Annotated in this window: 18 protein-coding genes; 16 read left to right on the plus strand and 2 right to left on the minus strand. The window is 36.2% G+C overall.

Annotation, left to right across the window (positions count from 1 at the left end; all coding sequences use genetic code 11):
• Positions 1 to 8 precede the first annotated feature (8 nt).
• From EPR_RS03980 to EPR_RS04045, 14 genes are all read left to right on the plus strand, one after another.
• Positions 9 to 1,085 carry a cytochrome D1 domain-containing protein gene (locus EPR_RS03980; RefSeq protein WP_200763984.1) on the plus strand — a complete coding sequence of 359 codons (1,077 nt, stop codon included), beginning with the start codon at positions 9 to 11 and terminating at the stop codon, positions 1,083 to 1,085.
• Position 1,086: 1 nt separating this feature from the next.
• Entirely contained in the window at positions 1,087 to 1,824 is a 738-nt protein-coding gene (gene cobA, locus EPR_RS03985; protein ID WP_200763985.1) for a uroporphyrinogen-III C-methyltransferase, read from the plus strand.
• A 287-nt stretch (positions 1,825 to 2,111) separates the two neighbouring features.
• Complete coding sequence (gene nosZ, locus EPR_RS03990; RefSeq protein ID WP_200763986.1) at positions 2,112 to 4,712, plus strand: Sec-dependent nitrous-oxide reductase; 2,601 nt, start codon at positions 2,112 to 2,114, stop codon at positions 4,710 to 4,712.
• 186 nt (positions 4,713 to 4,898) lie between these two features.
• A complete protein-coding gene (locus EPR_RS03995) occupies positions 4,899 to 5,687 on the plus strand; it encodes a cytochrome C (RefSeq protein WP_200763987.1) in 789 nt (262 codons plus the stop codon).
• Positions 5,687 to 6,910, plus strand: coding sequence for a nitrous oxide reductase family maturation protein NosD (locus tag EPR_RS04000; RefSeq protein WP_200763988.1), 1,224 nt, complete (start codon positions 5,687 to 5,689; stop codon positions 6,908 to 6,910). The genes EPR_RS03995 and EPR_RS04000 overlap by 1 nt, the downstream gene beginning before the upstream one ends.
• Positions 6,903 to 7,685 carry a 4Fe-4S dicluster domain-containing protein gene (locus EPR_RS04005; RefSeq protein ID WP_200763989.1) on the plus strand — a complete coding sequence of 261 codons (783 nt, stop codon included), beginning with the start codon at positions 6,903 to 6,905 and terminating at the stop codon, positions 7,683 to 7,685. Before EPR_RS04000 ends, EPR_RS04005 begins: the two co-directional genes overlap by 8 nt.
• Positions 7,686 to 7,687: 2 nt before the next feature.
• The gene (locus EPR_RS04010) at positions 7,688 to 8,239 is read left to right on the plus strand and encodes a c-type cytochrome (RefSeq protein WP_200763990.1); all 552 of its coding nucleotides are present in this window, start codon (positions 7,688 to 7,690) and stop codon (positions 8,237 to 8,239) included.
• Positions 8,240 to 8,241: 2 nt separating this feature from the next.
• Positions 8,242 to 8,748 (plus strand): c-type cytochrome, encoded by a 507-nt coding sequence (locus EPR_RS04015; protein WP_200763991.1) that lies wholly within the window; start codon positions 8,242 to 8,244, stop codon positions 8,746 to 8,748.
• Positions 8,749 to 8,770: 22 nt separating this feature from the next.
• The gene (locus EPR_RS04020) at positions 8,771 to 9,682 is read left to right on the plus strand and encodes a NapH/MauN family ferredoxin-type protein (RefSeq protein ID WP_200763992.1); all 912 of its coding nucleotides are present in this window, start codon (positions 8,771 to 8,773) and stop codon (positions 9,680 to 9,682) included.
• Positions 9,679 to 10,320: an ABC transporter ATP-binding protein gene (locus tag EPR_RS04025; RefSeq protein ID WP_200763993.1), complete on the plus strand. Its 642-nt coding sequence runs from the start codon at positions 9,679 to 9,681 to the stop codon at positions 10,318 to 10,320. Before EPR_RS04020 ends, EPR_RS04025 begins: the two co-directional genes overlap by 4 nt.
• Positions 10,307 to 10,756, plus strand: coding sequence for a nitrous oxide reductase accessory protein NosL (locus tag EPR_RS04030; RefSeq protein ID WP_200763994.1), 450 nt, complete (start codon positions 10,307 to 10,309; stop codon positions 10,754 to 10,756). Before EPR_RS04025 ends, EPR_RS04030 begins: the two co-directional genes overlap by 14 nt.
• Positions 10,756 to 11,583, plus strand: coding sequence for an ABC transporter permease (locus tag EPR_RS04035; RefSeq protein ID WP_200763995.1), 828 nt, complete (start codon positions 10,756 to 10,758; stop codon positions 11,581 to 11,583). Before EPR_RS04030 ends, EPR_RS04035 begins: the two co-directional genes overlap by 1 nt.
• An 11-nt stretch (positions 11,584 to 11,594) precedes the next feature.
• Complete coding sequence (locus tag EPR_RS04040; RefSeq protein WP_200763996.1) at positions 11,595 to 12,074, plus strand: nitrous oxide reductase accessory protein NosL; 480 nt, start codon at positions 11,595 to 11,597, stop codon at positions 12,072 to 12,074.
• A gap of 92 nt (positions 12,075 to 12,166) precedes the next feature.
• Complete coding sequence (locus EPR_RS04045) at positions 12,167 to 13,222, plus strand: cytochrome-c peroxidase (RefSeq protein WP_200763997.1); 1,056 nt, start codon at positions 12,167 to 12,169, stop codon at positions 13,220 to 13,222.
• On the opposite strand, the gene EPR_RS04050 is transcribed toward EPR_RS04045, so the two are convergent.
• Both EPR_RS04050 and EPR_RS04055 read right to left on the minus strand, forming a co-directional pair.
• On the minus strand, positions 13,210 to 13,602 hold the full coding sequence (locus EPR_RS04050) for a hypothetical protein (protein WP_200763998.1): 393 nt from the start codon (positions 13,600 to 13,602) through the stop codon (positions 13,210 to 13,212). The genes EPR_RS04045 and EPR_RS04050 overlap by 13 nt on opposite strands.
• Positions 13,595 to 14,179, minus strand: coding sequence for a precorrin-2 dehydrogenase/sirohydrochlorin ferrochelatase family protein (locus tag EPR_RS04055; RefSeq protein WP_200763999.1), 585 nt, complete (start codon positions 14,177 to 14,179; stop codon positions 13,595 to 13,597). The genes EPR_RS04050 and EPR_RS04055 overlap by 8 nt, the downstream gene beginning before the upstream one ends.
• Before the next feature lie 144 nt (positions 14,180 to 14,323).
• Between EPR_RS04055 and ahbA the strand changes: the two genes are divergently transcribed.
• Positions 14,324 to 15,313 (plus strand): siroheme decarboxylase subunit alpha, encoded by a 990-nt coding sequence (gene ahbA, locus EPR_RS04060; protein WP_200764000.1) that lies wholly within the window; start codon positions 14,324 to 14,326, stop codon positions 15,311 to 15,313.
• The gene (locus tag EPR_RS04065) at positions 15,306 to 15,668 is read left to right on the plus strand and encodes a hypothetical protein (RefSeq protein WP_200764001.1); all 363 of its coding nucleotides are present in this window, start codon (positions 15,306 to 15,308) and stop codon (positions 15,666 to 15,668) included. The genes ahbA and EPR_RS04065 overlap by 8 nt, the downstream gene beginning before the upstream one ends.
• The last annotated feature ends 163 nt before the right edge of the window (positions 15,669 to 15,831 follow it).

Below are 15,831 nucleotides of genomic sequence, written 5' to 3' on the forward strand. Positions count from 1 at the left end.
GGGTAATAATGAGATATCTGCTTATTATAAGTATGTTTTTGACTTTTTTACTTGCTCATGAAAAAGTATTTGTTGTTGAGAGAGAAAATTCTGCTTTGGCAGTTATAGAAAATCACAAATTTAAAAACGAAATCAAAGATATGAGAGACTTTAATCATGCAGTTGTAAAATTTTACGATAAAGACGGCTATGCAATAACAAGAGACGGTTATGTTATAAAATTTGATCCGATCAATGAGAAAAAACTCAAAGAGTATAGAACAAGCAAAAGTGCAATCGGCTTTACAGTCACAAAAAACTATCTAGCAGTTGCGAACTATGACAACAAAAGTGTTGAAATTCTTGACCGAGACCTAAATCCTATTCAGACCTTCGAAACCGAGTCTAAAAATGTAGGGATAAAAGTCTATAAAAACTATCTTGTTTTTTCTTTGATGGATAAAGATGAGATATGGGTTTTGGAAGATAAAAATGAAGGAAAAGGCAAACCGAAGTTTGTTATAAAAAAAAGGTTTAAAAAGGTAGGTCAGGTACCCTTTGATGCAATGATAAATAAAAACCTGTATGTTGTTGGCTTTTTCAACTCTCCTTTCGTCGGTGTACTGAATCTTGACAATTTTGAATACCGTATAGTTCCGCTTGAACTTGGGCGAAAAGGAGTAGTTCTCAAAGTTCCGCATTTCGGTTTCTGGAGTATTTCCAAAGGCAAATTTTTCATTCCCGCTGTTGGAAACAACAAAGTATTTGTATTTGATCACGATTTTAGATTTATAAAAGCTATTGAAGTAGAAGGTAATCCTGTTTTTACCTCGCTTAGTCCGGATAGAAAATTTCTTGCAGTAACATTCAGCGGGAAAAAATTTCCAATAGTTCAGATAATAGATACAAAAACTTTAAAGATCAAAAAAAGATTTGATTTTGGAGGCACAGTACTTCATGTAAGATGGTCCAAAGAAGAGCCTCTTTTATATGTTTCAGTTAATGGAAACAGTGAAGTTGTAGGTATGAATACAGATAGCTGGAAAAAAGCGTTTTCTGTCTCTGTGCCAAAACCTTCCGGAATTTTTATATACGAGGTAAAGTGATATGGGAAAAGTATATCTGACAGGTGCAGGTCCTGGAGATATGGATCTGTTAACTATCAAGGCATTGAAAGTTATTCGAAATGCCGATGTTGTTGTATACGATAGACTTGTAAATCCTGAAATACTCAATGAAGCGCCCCAAGATGCTGAAATGATATATGTGGGAAAAGCTGATGGAAAACATACACTCCCTCAGGATGAAATAAACGAAGTTTTGTACCAGAAAGCTTTGGAAAAAGAGAATGTTGTAAGACTCAAAGGGGGCGATCCTTTTGTTTTCGGAAGAGGTGGAGAAGAAGCAAAATATCTTAGAGACAGAGGAATAGATTTCGAGATAATTCCAGGCGTGACGTCTGCAATTTCAGTACCTGCTTACGCGGGAATCCCTGTGACACATAGAGGTATTGCAGTCTCTTTCAGAGTAGTTACAGGACACGAAGCTCCAAACAAACAGAAATCACAGATAGACTGGAACTCATTTAGGTATGACGAGACTATAGTCTTTCTAATGGGATTACATAATCTGGCTAATATATGCGAAAATCTTATAAAAATAGGAAAAGCTCCAGATACTCCTTGCGCAGTTATTCAAGAGGGAACTACAAACAATCAGAAAGTAGCAGTCGGTACTCTTGAAAATATTGTCGAAACTGTAAAAAAAGAAGGTATAGGTACACCTGCTCTTATCATAGTTGGTCAGGTTGTCAGCCTCAGAGAAGATTTGAAGTGGTTCAGATAACTTCACCTTCTTTTCTGTCTCAATATAATATATCTTCTTAAGCAAAAAATTATTAACAAATTCTAATATTCCTCTAAAACCCCCATAATATGGGCATTATCGAAAAATTATTACCGTTAGATTTAGCTGTCACTCTTTTGTCATATCGGAAATTTTTAATTTTAAATTATGATACTTATCAGAAAATCATAAAAAAATCTCTCAAATCTTAATGTTGTTAAGTTTTGTTCAAGTCTTAGTAATATATAATGTTTTTAATACAAAATTAACATTTGAAAGGAGAAGCAATGGACTGGGTGACAAGATTCAGGAAGCTCCTGGGCGCTGCGATTGGGGTCTGTCTGGTGACGACACTTTCGACGGCGAGCAGCGAGCTTGAAAAGATTATGAAAAAGAGGGGGCTGACACAGGAAGACCTGCTTGCTGCTGCAAAAACTTACACACCGAGCGGAAAACATGACAAATATATAGTTTTCAGTTCAGGTGGACAGTCAGGGCAGGTTATAGTCTATGGAGTGCCTTCTATGAGAATCCTGAAATATATCGGTGTTTTTACTCCTGAGCCTTGGCAGGGCTGGGGATATGACTCTGATACAAAAAAGATTCTCGAGCAGGGTTATTATCATGGAAAACCTATCACATGGGGTGATACTCACCACCCGGCAATTTCCGAAACGGATGGAAAATATGACGGAAGATGGCTTTTTATCAATGATAAAGCAAATCCTAGAATCGCGGTTATAGACCTTCATGACTTCGTAACAAAGCAGATAGTCGTTAATCCCGTTTTCAAATCCGATCACGGTGGAGCTTTTGTTACGCCTAATACGGAATATGTTATAGAAGCGTGCCAGTATGCTGCGCCTTTTGATAACAACTATCATCCTATCGAAGAGTATGCGGATGTATATAGAGGCGGAGTCACAATGTGGAAATTTGACAGGAAAAAGGGAAGAATTGTTCCGGAAAAATCCTTTACAATTGAAATGCCGCCTTATATGCAGGACCTTAGTGACGCCGGAAAAAATATGAGCTACGGATGGGCTTTTACAAACTCTTTCAACTCTGAGATGTATACAGGTGGTATTCAAAAAGGTCTTCCTCCTTTTGAAGCCGGTATGAGTAGAAATGATACAGACTATCTTCATGTATATAACTGGAAAAAACTTGCAGAACTTGCTAAAGATCCTAAAAATGTAAAAATCATTAACGGACATAAGGTAATACCTATAGAGGTAGCCGTAAAGCATGATGCACTTTTCCTCATTCCTGAGCCAAAATCTCCACACGGTGTAGATGTTGATCCAACAGGTCAGTATATTGTTGTTTGCGGTAAACTCGATACTCATGCAACCGTTTATGACTTTAAAAAGATTATGAAACTAATCAAAAATAAAGAATATGTGGGAAAAGATCCTTTCGGTATTCCTATACTAGATCTAAAAAAATCTATACACGGTCAGGTTGAACTAGGACTTGGACCTTTGCATAGCCAGTTCAGCCCTGTAGATGGAGAGATATATACCTCTTTGTATGTGGATTCTCAGGTTGTCAAGTGGAACTTTAAAACTTTGAAAGTTATTGATAAGATCAATGTTAACTATAACATAGGTCACCTATGTGGTATGGAAGGAAAAACTGCCGATCCTCAGGGTGAATATATCATAGCATTGAACAAACTGGCTATAGATAGATTCAACAACATCGGACCTCTGCATCCGCAAAACCACCAGTTGATTGATATAAGCGGCAAGAAGATGCAGCTTCTATACGATATGCCTTTGCCACTTGGTGAACCGCATCAGGCTGTTGCTATAAGAGCGAGCAAACTTCATCCGGAAGTCAGGTATCCGATGGGAACAAATCCATTTACCGGTGAACCGCATGAAGGAAAAACTCTTGCAGGACAAGAGAGGATAGAGAGAAAAGGAAACCATGTTTATGTTTATGCAACTATGGTTAGAAGCCATATCAATCCTGAACATATTACAGTTAACAAAGGCGATAAAGTAACGATTTTCTTGACAAACCTTGAGCGTGCGGAAGATGAAACACACGGATTTACTGTAGACTGGTACAATGTTCATGCTTCTTTGGAGCCTGGTAAAACAGCAAGAATAGATTTTGTTGCTGACAGAGAAGGTGTATTCCCGTATTACTGTACAGAATTCTGTTCAGCCCTTCACCTGGAGATGATGGGATACCTATTAGTAAAAGATCCTAAGAAAAAATATGTCTCTGCTCAAAAAGTAAAACTCAAAAAAATGAGCAAAGAAGAGCTCATGAAAGAGTATAAGAAAATTGTTGCAACAAACAAAGCGACTGACGAAGTTATCCAAAGCGTTGTGAAGTTCCTAAAAGAACACCATTATGAGAAGTATCCGCTTGTAAAACAGCTTGTAGTTGATGCTCTCGATCAATACGGAAAAATTCCAGAGCAGAAAAAGAAAGCTGACGAAGCGTTTAAAAAAGGAGATATTGAAAAAGCGATTCTCTTTGAAAATATGATTTGGCAATACATGGTTAAAACTGCGGATATGGGTATTAGAGCGAAAGATCTTCTTGTTAGAAAAATTGCTACTCCTATGAGTGAAGCAGCAAAAAGAGGTGAAGTAGCATTTAAAGAAGGCGGATGTAACGGATGTCACGTTATAGGAAAAGTAAGCTCCGGTCCTGACCTTACAGGGGTACTTTCAAGACATGAAAACGGAGAAAAATGGGTATTTGAATTTATCAAAAATCCTGAAAAATTCTATAACGATCCGTATGTAAAAGCTATGATAGACTACTTCAATCTCAAAATGCCTAATCAAAATATGAGCGACCAGGAGATAAAAGATATAATCGAATATCTCAAATGGGTCGATGAGAACGCAAATCTCTTCTAAAAAAGCGGGGGAATTCCCCGCTTTTAACTTCAAATTTCCATCATATATTTTTATCAAGCTCATAAATTATTTATATTAATATTAGAAAAACGAATGATTTTGATAAAAATATTTGATTTATATCAACCCTGTTTTATGTAAATGATTGTAAAATACAAAATAATTCAATACCAAAAAGGAACAATTATGAGCAGTTCAAAAATCAAATATAAGATTTTTGCGGGCATTGCACTTGGTATTTTACTTTTTTGGTTTACTATACCGGCTGTTTTAACCCATGACATTCCGGATCTGGTAAGAGAAGGCAAAGCGGATAAAATTCCTGAAATTGCCTATAAAGTGTGGAATTTTTACCAAAAAGGAAGATATGTAAGTCCCAATACCCCAAAAGATGCAGTGGGTGATCTGAAGAAAATGATAGAAGAAAATGCTGAAATAGGAGCAGCAACTGCACCTATATGGTACGTCTCTCTTGAGGCTCCCAACTACCCAAAAGATGCCTTTCCGGAAGGGATTCCGGTCTATTATCATTTTGACGGTTTCAGCGGCGATATACATGAGATGAATACGATAAACCACTTTATCGGTATGGATCCTATGGAGAGAGGTGCACCTTATCTTAGAGCCATAGCGCCTTATGTATTGGTATTGCTTTCGTTCGCTTATGTTCTTTTTATTTTGTATGACTGGAAAATACTTAATTTTATAATGTATATAGCAGTTTTGTTACCGGTGATTTTTCTGGGATTTTATGCTTACTGGCTCTATTGGTTCGGCCATCATATGCACGACTGGGGAGCATTCAAGATAAAACCGTTTATGCCGACGGTTTTCGGTGACGGAAAAGTTGCACAGTTTACTACGCACTCCTATCCGACTATAGGTTTTTGGCTTTTGATAGCTATAAGTGTTTTGACACTATTGGCAATAGTTTCAAAAAATAAAGCTCTTAGACAAAAAGGCAAGGAACAGTAATGAAAAAAATCCTGGTGCTTTTTATGTCGGCTTCCTGTATTCTTTTTGGAAAAAATCTGCTTCAGGAAGCTATTGACAAAGCTGCACCAGGCTCTTTACTTGAACTTCCGGAAGGCGAATATCACGGCAATATCATAATAACAAAACCTCTTATTATAGATGGTAAAAACAAAAAAGCTTTTATTATCGGAGAAGGTAAAGGTACGGTAGTAAAAGTAAGAAGCTCAAACGTTATTCTAAAAAATCTTACTATCAAAAACAGCGGTACAAGGCATGAAGATGTTGATGCTGGCGTATCTATCAAAGATTCTGATTTTTGTGAAATATTGAACTGCGATATTGAAGATACACTTTTTGGCATAGATTTACAAAATGTTCACAACTCTAAAATTATCGGTAATAAGATCAGTTCAAAACCTTTCTCTTTGGGGCTTAGAGGAGATGGGATCAGAGTCTGGTATAGCAATGACAATATATTTAGAAAGAATTCTCTTGTCAATTCAAGGGATTTTGTTGTTTGGTATTCGCATGGAAATATTATAGAAGAAAACTACGGGGAAAACTGCAGATATTCTCTGCATCTTATGTATGCGGGGAAAAATATAATAAAAAACAACTACTATGTGCATAACAGTGTGGGTATTTTTTTTATGTATTCACAGGATAGTGAAGCCGTTGGAAATACGATTAAAAATTCCCTTGGAAATACGGGAGTGGGGATAGGTCTGAAAGACGTCTCAAATTTTATAATTAAAAACAATACGGTTATATACTGTGCAAGAGGTTTTTATATCGACAGGTCTCCTTATCAGCCCGATATGAACAATACTATAGAAAAAAACAATATTTTATATAACAGCGAAGGTATACATTTTCACTCAATGAGTGTGGGAAATATAATAACGGATAATATTTTTAAAGGTAATATTGAAAATGTTATAAACGATACAAAAGAGGTAAAGATTTCACAAAATATATGGGATAGAAACTTTTGGGATGATTATGAGGGCTTTGACAAGAATCGAGATGGTTTTGGCGATACTCCGTATAATCTTTACTATTATGCTGATAAGATGTGGCTGTTCAATCCCAATGTAAAGTTTTTTTACGGCTCACCGGTTATATCGATACTCAATTTTCTTGCCAAACTTGCTCCTTTCTCGGAGCCTGTTTTACTTTTGACGGATAAGCATCCCAGAATGAAGGGGGAGATATATGACTAATGAGGATAAAAAGAGACGTGATTTTATAAAAAAAATGGCGGGACTCGGAGTTTTGGGACTTGCTGCTGCCGCTGGTATAATAGGCGGCAGATACCTCAAAACAGATAAGCTTCGTCTAAGACCTCCAGGTGCAGTTGATGAAGATGATTTTTTGGCGCTTTGTATAAAATGTGGACAGTGTCTGCAGGTATGTCCTTATGATTCTATAATACTTGAAGATTTGGAAGGGGGTGCCGGAGTTGGTACCGCATATATAGAACCTAGAGAGAGAGGATGCTATCTTTGCGAAGCATTCCCGTGCATACTCGCTTGTCCTAGCGGTGCTTTGGATCATGAGAAAGCGGAGATAAAGTATGTTCATATGGGCATGGCTGTGATAGCTGATGAGAGTGCATGTTTGGCTCTATATAACAAACCGGTCCCTGACAGTGCGATAGATAGAATATACGAGCATACAAAGGTATTGACAGATGAGGAAAGAGAGACAAAAAAGATAGAGGATATTCCAAATCCTTCTGAAAAAAGAGAACTTCAGGTAGAACTGCTTAAAAAACTAGAGAAGTTTAGAGGTAAACAGTGTACTATCTGTGCTGATTTGTGTCCTTATCACCCGGATCCGACTTTAGCAATAGGCATGGTGGCCAAAAACGGTGGATATATACCTGAAATAAGGGAAGCTTGTGTGGGTTGTGGAGCATGTGTGGAACTTTGTCCGACAGATGTGCTCAAAATTATCCCAAGAGCCACATATCAAGAAATCTATAAAAAGGCTTAAAAATGAGAAAGAGAATAAGCATAGCAGTCGTATTGTCTTTAGTGATCTTCTCTGTTTCCGGATGTGAACAGAAAGATAATAAAGAAAGTAAAGCAAAAGAGCCGGTCAAAGAGATAAAAATAACCGAAGGCGTTTTGAAACCTGGTCAGGAAAAAGAGAAAAAGTCTCTTGATAAAGGAGAATTTTACTACTCTTACAGTAAAGCGCAAGAGGAGAGAGAAGAGGAGATGCCAAGGAGTGAAATCGATGCTTATAAAAACATCCGTTCGCCCTATGAAAAAGTTCAGATATCTTTGATGGCAAAAAAACTTAGTAAAGATTTTCTTGTCAAATGCTCTCCATGCCATGATGACTATGCAAACGGTATTATAGGACCATCTTTGCTTGATAAAGATGGGGATTATATCTATAAAAGACTTACACAGTATAAAACGAAAGAGAAAGCAAATGTGTTGATGAAAGATTTGGTTGCTCAGATGGATGAAAAAGAGCTCAAATCTTTGGCTAACGAGATTTCAGAATTCAATAAAAAAATCAGAGAATTAAGGAATTAGCAATGATAAAACATATAATTGCTGGGGTGGCAGGTCTGCTTAGTATCGCTGCTATAGCGTATATGGCCTATCTTGATATTGAGTGTAGAAAGTTTGAACATATTAAAGAGATTATAGAAAAGTCTAAGATGGAAGTGCCTGTTTCAAAACAGCATGTACAGCCGGTTGCGAAAGAGCCGGTTGCTCAGGTAGAAGAAAAGCAGGAAGATGAAACTCAAAAGCAGTTAAAGGCTCTAAAAGAAAAAGCAGGTAATATCGCTGTTATAAAAGTAAGCCCCCTTTATAAAAAGAAGTGTGCTTCTTGTCACGGTGTAACCGGTGAAGGGATAATCGGTCCCAAACTTCTGGGTAAAAGCAAAGAAGAGTTATATTCAGCGCTTATAGATTTTAAGAGCGGTAAAAGAAAGAATTATGTTATGTACGGTCTTTTGAGTCAGCTGGATGAAGAGCAGTTAGAACAGCTTGCTGAAGAGATTTCTTCTTTCGAAGAAAAGTTAAGAAACAGATGATGTGTTTTTAAAAGGAGGGGGAATGGATAGATACAACTGGAGTGTAAAAGAACTGGTAAACGCTCCGCTTTTATCGACACTTTATTATAAAACGAAAGAGGGAAAAATCAGACCTTCATACAGAGCAGTTAGATGGTTTGTGGTATTTTTGATAAATCTTGCTTTTTTTCTTTCTTATTATCTTGATATACAGTTTCTTGAAGGAACGCTTAGCGGTTCAAGACTGCTGGGATTTCATCTGATCGATCCATTTGTAGCCCTTGAGATTTTAGCAGCGGAACATCATATACATACAAACATAATTATAGGAACATTGACAATTGTATTCTTCTATTTTTTTGCGGGAGGAAAATCTTTTTGTGCCTGGGTCTGTCCATATGGGCTAATAAGCGAAATAGGAGAGAGAATCCATCAGATACTGGTAAACAGACATATAATAAAAGAGAGAAAATTTGATCCAAGGGTAAGATATATTTTCTGGGCTATTTTTCTTGTTATGGCGGCAGTAGACGGATATCTGGTATTTGAAGTTATAAATCCCGTAGGGATTCTCAGCAGATTTTTTGTATACGGCTGGAGCTTGGCAATAATCTGGGTATTTGTTATACTTTTGTTTGAGATTTTTTTCTCACGAAGAGGCTGGTGCAAGTATGTTTGTCCGGTAGGAACAACATATAATTTTATCGGCTGGACAAGTGCTACAAAAGTTCAGTGGGATATGGACAAATGTGACCACTGTATGGCTTGTTTTGCGGTCTGTCCAGAAGACCATGTTCTTGAGTTTGCAAAAGCCAAATATGATGAAGATAGAAAAAAGAAGGGTATTACAAAAGAGTTTGTAAAAAACGGTGACTGTACTCTTTGTGCTAGATGTTTTGATGTTTGCCATACGGATGCATATAATTTTGAATTTAGGTTGAAAAATTTGATATGAGAGTAGAAATAAAAAATGTAACAAAAAAGTTTATGGGTGTAAAAGTACTTGACGATGTTACGCTTACTATAAAAAGTGGCGATAAAATCGCTATGATGGGGCCTAACGGAGCAGGTAAAACTACGCTTGTGCGTTCAATTCTGGGTTTTTACCATCTGGATGCCGGTTCTATAGAGATAGACGGATACTCTCCAATCAAAGAGCGAACCAAGGTATTGGAAAAGATAAGTTTTATACCGCAATTGCCGCCTCCTATAAAGCTGAGTATTACCGAACTTGCAGAGTATGTTTCCAAGAGTTCAAAAGTTGATACTCAAACTATATATAAAGAGGCTGACAGGATGGAGCTTGATATCCATAAACATAAAAACAAGCCTTTTTTCAAGCTTTCAGGCGGTATGAAGCAAAAACTGCTTATTGCTATTGCTTTGGCAAAAAAGAGTGATCTACTTGTTTTTGATGAACCTACAGCAAACCTTGATCCGAAGGCCAGAGAAAAATTCTACTCTCTTTTGAGTGAAATTGATGATAACTGCAGTACTATATACATTACACACAGGTTAGAGGAAATAGAGGGTTTGGTAAATCGGAAAATCTATATGGATTTGGGAAAAGTTGTTGAAGATGAGAAAGTTTAGTTCTTGGCTGTTTATCACAAGTTTGTTATTGATTGCCATAAGCGGGTGTGAGAAAAAGGATTTTACAAAAGAGCCGGCGATTGTTCACTGGGACAGAGATATGTGTGAACGCTGCAAAATGGCGGTTAGCGAGAGAAAATATGCGGCTCAGGTCGTAAATCCAAAAACCGGTAAAGCTTATAATTTTGATGATATAGGTTGTGTGATTCTTTGGTTTAAGGAAGAAAATATTCCATGGCAGAAAGATGCAAAAATATGGGTAAAAGACTGTAAAAGCGGCGAGTGGATAGATGCAAAAAGTGCAAAGTATACTACAGACAATATAACACCTATGGGATATGGATTTGGTGCACATAAACCCGGAACTGAACCGAAAAACAAAGAGACAATCGATTTTGAAGAGATGAAAAAAAGAGTTTTAAAAATAGGCAGGTAATGAAAAATCTATTATTAATAGCAAAACTGGATATTAAAGAGTCAATGCGTTCAAAATGGTTTTTAGTCTATCTCCTCGTATTCGGAGGATTGATGGCTCTTTTTTTTGTAACAGGGATTACAGACTCTGTTGTCATGGGTTTTACAGGTCTTAGCCGGCTTTTATTGGTGTATATGCAGGTTACTATAGTAATTTTACCTATTTTCATACTTATAACTACGGTCAAATCCATATCGGGAGACAGAGAAAGCAGTATATTGGAATATATGCTGTCTTTTCCCGTATCTTTGAAAGACTACTACTGGGGTAAAATGGCAGGTAGGTTTACAATTGTCTTTTTACCTGTAATTTTGGCTCTTCTTCTTGGTATTGCCTGGGGTATATTCAAAGGAGGAGAACTTCCCTGGAAAATGTTAATTTTATATACGGCACTTATATTTGCACTCTGTTTTGTTTTTCTGGGAATCGCTTTTTTTATATCGACTCTCGTAAAATCCCACGATGTAGCCTTGGGCGCTTCTTTTGTGGTATGGATAACACTGCTTGCTTTTATAGATATAGCGCTTATAGGGCTTATGCTTCAAAACAGGATTTCTGATGAGATTATTATTTTTCTGGCTCTTTTAAATCCTATGGAAGTTTTCAGAGTGGGGGCGATATCTCTTTTTGACCCGGAACTTACGGTCATTGGTCCAGTTGCATACTATATACTTGATACATTTGGTCATTCGTTGTTTATAGTGTTTTCTGTTGTTTATCCCATAGTTTTGGGCATGTTTTTTGCTGCTCTTGGGTATCTTTCATTCAAAAAAAGAGATCTGTTATAGGAGGGCAAATAATGATAAGAAATTTTTTGACTGCTGTTTTTACACTGTTTATGGTTTTTTCTTATTCACATGCAGGGGAAATCAAGATAAAAAACAAAGAGCTTGATCATGTTTATATGATCGATATTTCAAAACATCCCGAATTCGCCACAGAGATTGTTTTAAAAGACGGAAGAGTGATCCATTTTTGTTGTGTTAAAAGTATGATGGATTTCTATTTTAGACCATGGTTTTATAAAGAGTTTAATGTAAAAGATGCCAAAGAGATAAAAGAGATGTATGTACAGGATTATATGAGCGGGAAAAAAGTAGATGCCAAAAGCGCTTTTTATGTTTTCGGAAGCAGAATAGTCGGACCTAAAGGAGATGATCTTATACCTTTTGAAAATTATGAAAAAGCACAGCTTTTTACATTAAAACATGGTGGAAGTAGGATAATGCCTTTTGGAAAAATAACAAAAGGCCTTATAAAATATCTCGATATGCCTTAATGTTATAACTCTTTTGTCCCACTTTTGACATTCATCAATGAAAAATTTTTAAAAATTGCTAATATAGAAAGAAGATATGCAAAAGGTTTTATATGTTACGAATTTTTATCTTCTTTCTATTTTTTGTCTTAAATCTATCCGCTATGGAAGACTCCATACTCAGAGAAATTGCATTGAAGCGGGGGATGGGGCCGGTTCCGTCAGATTCTAAAAAACTTCTTCAACTGATGGGTTTAACTGAAGATTCGGTTACAAAGATAAAGATCGAACTTGGAAAAAAACTTTTTTTTGAAAAAAGGCTCTCAAAAAATGAAGATATAAGCTGTGCAACGTGTCACTCTTTTGAAAAAGGGGGAGCAGACGGTCTTCCTACAGCTATCGGTCACAAAGGTCAGGCTAATCCTTTTCATTTAAACTCTCCTACTGTATTTAATTCTGCACTTGCAAAACGATTTTTTTGGGATGGCAGGAGCCCATCTCTTGAAGATCAGGCCAAAGGACCTGTACAGGCACCTTTTGAAATGGCTGCAACACCTGAAATGGTAGTCCGTAGACTTCAAAATATCCCTGAATATGTGAGAATGTTTAAAAAATCATTCGGTAGCGAAAAGATCACTTTTGAAAATGTTGTTAAGGCCATTGCCATATATGAGAAAACACTTTTGACAAGAGGAAGTTTTGACAGGTATCTGGAGGGTGACGATACTGCTATCAGCGAAAAGGCAAAAAGAGGGCTTGAACTTTTTATAATGAAAGGGTGCAAAGGGTGTCATACGGGTATATCGGTAGGAGGGCAAAGTATTCAGAAATTTCCTCTCAGAAAATATAAAAAGTGGTTTAATGTGAGATTTGAAGGTAGCGAAAACTCAATTTTTCCAGATATAGTTGTGGAAGACTACTCTTTTCCTTTTAAGAATGTGGGTGGTTTTAGAGGAAAAGATGGTACAAAAAGATTTAGAGTGCCTATTTTGAGAAATGTGACCAAGACAGCCCCTTATTTTCATAACGGAGCCGTTAAAAATATAGAAGAGGCGGTCAGGATAATGGGAAAACATCAACTCGGTATAGACTTTAGCAAAGAGGAGATAGATAGTATAGTCGAATTTTTAAAAACTTTAGAGGGCGAACCGGTTGATTACCGGTTCTGATTTTTTTCAAGACCGAAAAAATCGAGTACAAACCGAAGCTCTTTTTCGTCTTTTATCTCTATCGTTTTTACTGTCTTGTTGTTATCATCGAGAACGCGAATAGTATTCCCTTCAAGTTTGATATGATCTTTTCCCCATTTTTTGAGAAGATCATCAAAAACAATAAAAACCTTTGCATTTGCAACATCTATATCTTCTCCGGTTTTTTTGTTTACTATATCAAGACCCCCGAACTCTTTTGTTATTTCATACGGAAAGTACTCTAATATCTCGTTATATATTCTTTTGTTCTTTGGCTCAGGCATATTCTGATACAGAAAAGCGAAACTTAAAAACAGAAATATAAATAGAAATCCGTACATCATCTTTCTACTAAACATTTTCATCCTTTTTGATTATATTTTTTTCCACGTAATCTTTAGCCTTCTCTTCTAGAAGTTTTTGTCGCTCTTTACCTTTTGGCAACTTTTTTCTTATCTCTTTCATCTCTAGTAAAAATTCAGTTATATTTTCCGGTATAAGTTTTTCAATGGCACGTCTTAGATATTTGGCAAGAGCAGGGGAGAAACCCGATGTTGAAAAAGCAATCACAAGAGGCCCTCTTTTTATATAGGAAGGAAATATAAAATCGCAATAATCTACCGAATCGACGCTGTTGCATAGTATCCTTTCATTTTGACACTCTTCATATATCTCTTTTTGAAGATTTATATCGTCAACCGCAACGATTACGATATCAAAACCTTTTATATCACCTTTTTTATATTCTCTTTTTAGAAGTGTTATATCGCCCTTTTCTATTAGATTTTGCGTATTTCTATCGATTTTAGGAGCTATAACGGTGATGTTAGATGTAAAATCAAGTAGATGACCTATCTTGTCACCGGCAATTTTACCGCCACCGATGACCAATATTTTGCTTTTATCAAGTTTTAAAAGTGCTGGGAAAAAAGACATTAGGCTCCTTCGGTGGAATTTGTTTTCTTATATGATAAGATACTGAAATGTTATCATATTAAACTTTTAAACCATTTGATGGCAATCAAGGAAAAGAGTCTGAAATGATATTAAAATCTATAAATAAAACAAGAAGGTTTAATGATGGAAAAAGATTTTCTTAACATAATACAGAAAAATTTTCCCGTTTGCGAACATCCTTTTAAAGAGTTGGCAGAGCAGCTGGGAGCAAGTGAAGAAGATGTACTGAATATTTATAAAAAGTTCAAAGATGAGAAGATAATAAGACAGACATCTGCAATTTTCGATACAAAATCTCTTGGGTATAGATCATCTCTCGTGGCTTTTAAAGTAGATGACATTGAAAATGCCGCCGCAATAATAAATGAACATCCAGGAGTTAGTCACAATTACGAAAGAGATAATGAGTACAATCTCTGGTTTACTATCGCGGTTCCTTCCGATTCTTTGCTGGGACTTGAAAAAAGCGTAGAGATACTTGCACAAAAAACAGATGCCAAAGAATACATTATCCTTCCCACAAAAAAGATGTTTAAAATTTCAGTTCAACTTGATGTAAAAGGTGACAGGTCAAAAAAAGAGAAATTAAAGAGAAGAGAGAAGATTGACCTTGAACTGAATGACTTTAGAATGGAACTTATAAAAAGACTGCAAAAAGATATAGAGCCTGTAAAATCGCCTTTTAAATATATCGTAGATGAACTTGGAATCGATTACGATACTCTTTCCAAAGAGGCTGAGCTTTTGAAAAAAGCCGGTATTATGAGAAGATTTGCGTCTATTTTATATCACAGAAATGCCGGATTTAAAGCAAATGCAATGGTTGTTTGGAAAATACCCGAAGAGAAAGCCGAAGAGATAGGAGAAAAAGTTGCAGCTTACAGTGCGGTAAGTCACTGCTACCTAAGACCGGTATATCCTAACTGGCCGTATCCTCTTTTTTCAATGATTCATGGAAAAAGCAAAGAAGAAGTAGAAGATGTGGTAAAAGATATATCTGAAGAGACAGGTATAAAAGAGTATAGTTATCTCTATTCGACAAGAGAGTTCAAAAAGCAGAGAATCGATTATTTTTCGCCTAAATTTAAAGAATGGGAGTTAAAATATGGTTGATTTTTTAAAAGAAGAAGCGATATATCTGTTTATTGTCGCTTTTATAATGGTGATTACGATTATAGTTACTACTAGGCCTTTTATGCCGCCGAAAAGTAGAAAAATAGGTATTCCTCTCGTATTTTCCATATTGACTCTGCTTCTTGTATCACACTATTTTATGAGAAAAGCAAATATGAAAGAAGTAAGAGAGGCTTTTGAACATAACAAAACGATTTTATGTGTTGATAAAACAAACAGAGCTTCTGGCCAGGTTGTTATAAACAAACAGGCGGACTGGAAACTGGAAGGGGATACCTTTATGCACCCGGAATTTCCCAGAGGATATAACATTAGGCAGTGTATCGTAGAGTAAAAGTGGGTAATATGAAAAAAGTGCTATATTACTTCTACTTCGTTCTATTTTTTTTAACTGAGCTCTATTTGTATTTAGATAAAAATGCAAAAAACAGAACAAAAAAAAATTGTCACACAAAAATCATCTTTATAAGATACAATTATATCTGAAAAATCATTTT

This window comes from Nitrosophilus alvini (assembly GCF_015100395.1).
Classification (GTDB): Bacteria; Campylobacterota; Campylobacteria; order Campylobacterales; family Nitratiruptoraceae; genus Nitrosophilus; species Nitrosophilus alvini.

Excerpts from the sequence above, each read along its gene's own strand:
- cobA (WP_200763985.1), top strand. The coding sequence starts at position 1,087 with ATGGGAAAAGTATATCTGACAGGTGCAGGTCCTGGAGATATGGATCTG.
- ahbA (WP_200764000.1), top strand. The coding sequence starts at position 14,324 with ATGGAAAAAGATTTTCTTAACATAATACAGAAAAATTTTCCCGTTTGC.
- EPR_RS04055 (WP_200763999.1), bottom strand. The coding sequence starts at position 14,179 with ATGTCTTTTTTCCCAGCACTTTTAAAACTTGATAAAAGCAAAATATTG.
- EPR_RS04065 (WP_200764001.1), top strand. The coding sequence starts at position 15,306 with ATGGTTGATTTTTTAAAAGAAGAAGCGATATATCTGTTTATTGTCGCT.
- EPR_RS04000 (WP_200763988.1), top strand. The coding sequence starts at position 5,687 with ATGAAAAAAATCCTGGTGCTTTTTATGTCGGCTTCCTGTATTCTTTTT.
- EPR_RS04040 (WP_200763996.1), top strand. The coding sequence starts at position 11,595 with ATGATAAGAAATTTTTTGACTGCTGTTTTTACACTGTTTATGGTTTTT.
- EPR_RS04030 (WP_200763994.1), top strand. The coding sequence starts at position 10,307 with ATGAGAAAGTTTAGTTCTTGGCTGTTTATCACAAGTTTGTTATTGATT.
- EPR_RS04045 (WP_200763997.1), top strand. The coding sequence starts at position 12,167 with ATGTTACGAATTTTTATCTTCTTTCTATTTTTTGTCTTAAATCTATCC.
- nosZ (WP_200763986.1), top strand. The coding sequence starts at position 2,112 with ATGGACTGGGTGACAAGATTCAGGAAGCTCCTGGGCGCTGCGATTGGG.
- EPR_RS04050 (WP_200763998.1), bottom strand. The coding sequence starts at position 13,602 with ATGTTTAGTAGAAAGATGATGTACGGATTTCTATTTATATTTCTGTTT.
- EPR_RS04035 (WP_200763995.1), top strand. The coding sequence starts at position 10,756 with ATGAAAAATCTATTATTAATAGCAAAACTGGATATTAAAGAGTCAATG.
- EPR_RS03995 (WP_200763987.1), top strand. The coding sequence starts at position 4,899 with ATGAGCAGTTCAAAAATCAAATATAAGATTTTTGCGGGCATTGCACTT.
- EPR_RS04010 (WP_200763990.1), top strand. The coding sequence starts at position 7,688 with ATGAGAAAGAGAATAAGCATAGCAGTCGTATTGTCTTTAGTGATCTTC.
- EPR_RS03980 (WP_200763984.1), top strand. The coding sequence starts at position 9 with ATGAGATATCTGCTTATTATAAGTATGTTTTTGACTTTTTTACTTGCT.
- EPR_RS04025 (WP_200763993.1), top strand. The coding sequence starts at position 9,679 with ATGAGAGTAGAAATAAAAAATGTAACAAAAAAGTTTATGGGTGTAAAA.
- EPR_RS04005 (WP_200763989.1), top strand. The coding sequence starts at position 6,903 with ATGACTAATGAGGATAAAAAGAGACGTGATTTTATAAAAAAAATGGCG.
- EPR_RS04020 (WP_200763992.1), top strand. The coding sequence starts at position 8,771 with ATGGATAGATACAACTGGAGTGTAAAAGAACTGGTAAACGCTCCGCTT.
- EPR_RS04015 (WP_200763991.1), top strand. The coding sequence starts at position 8,242 with ATGATAAAACATATAATTGCTGGGGTGGCAGGTCTGCTTAGTATCGCT.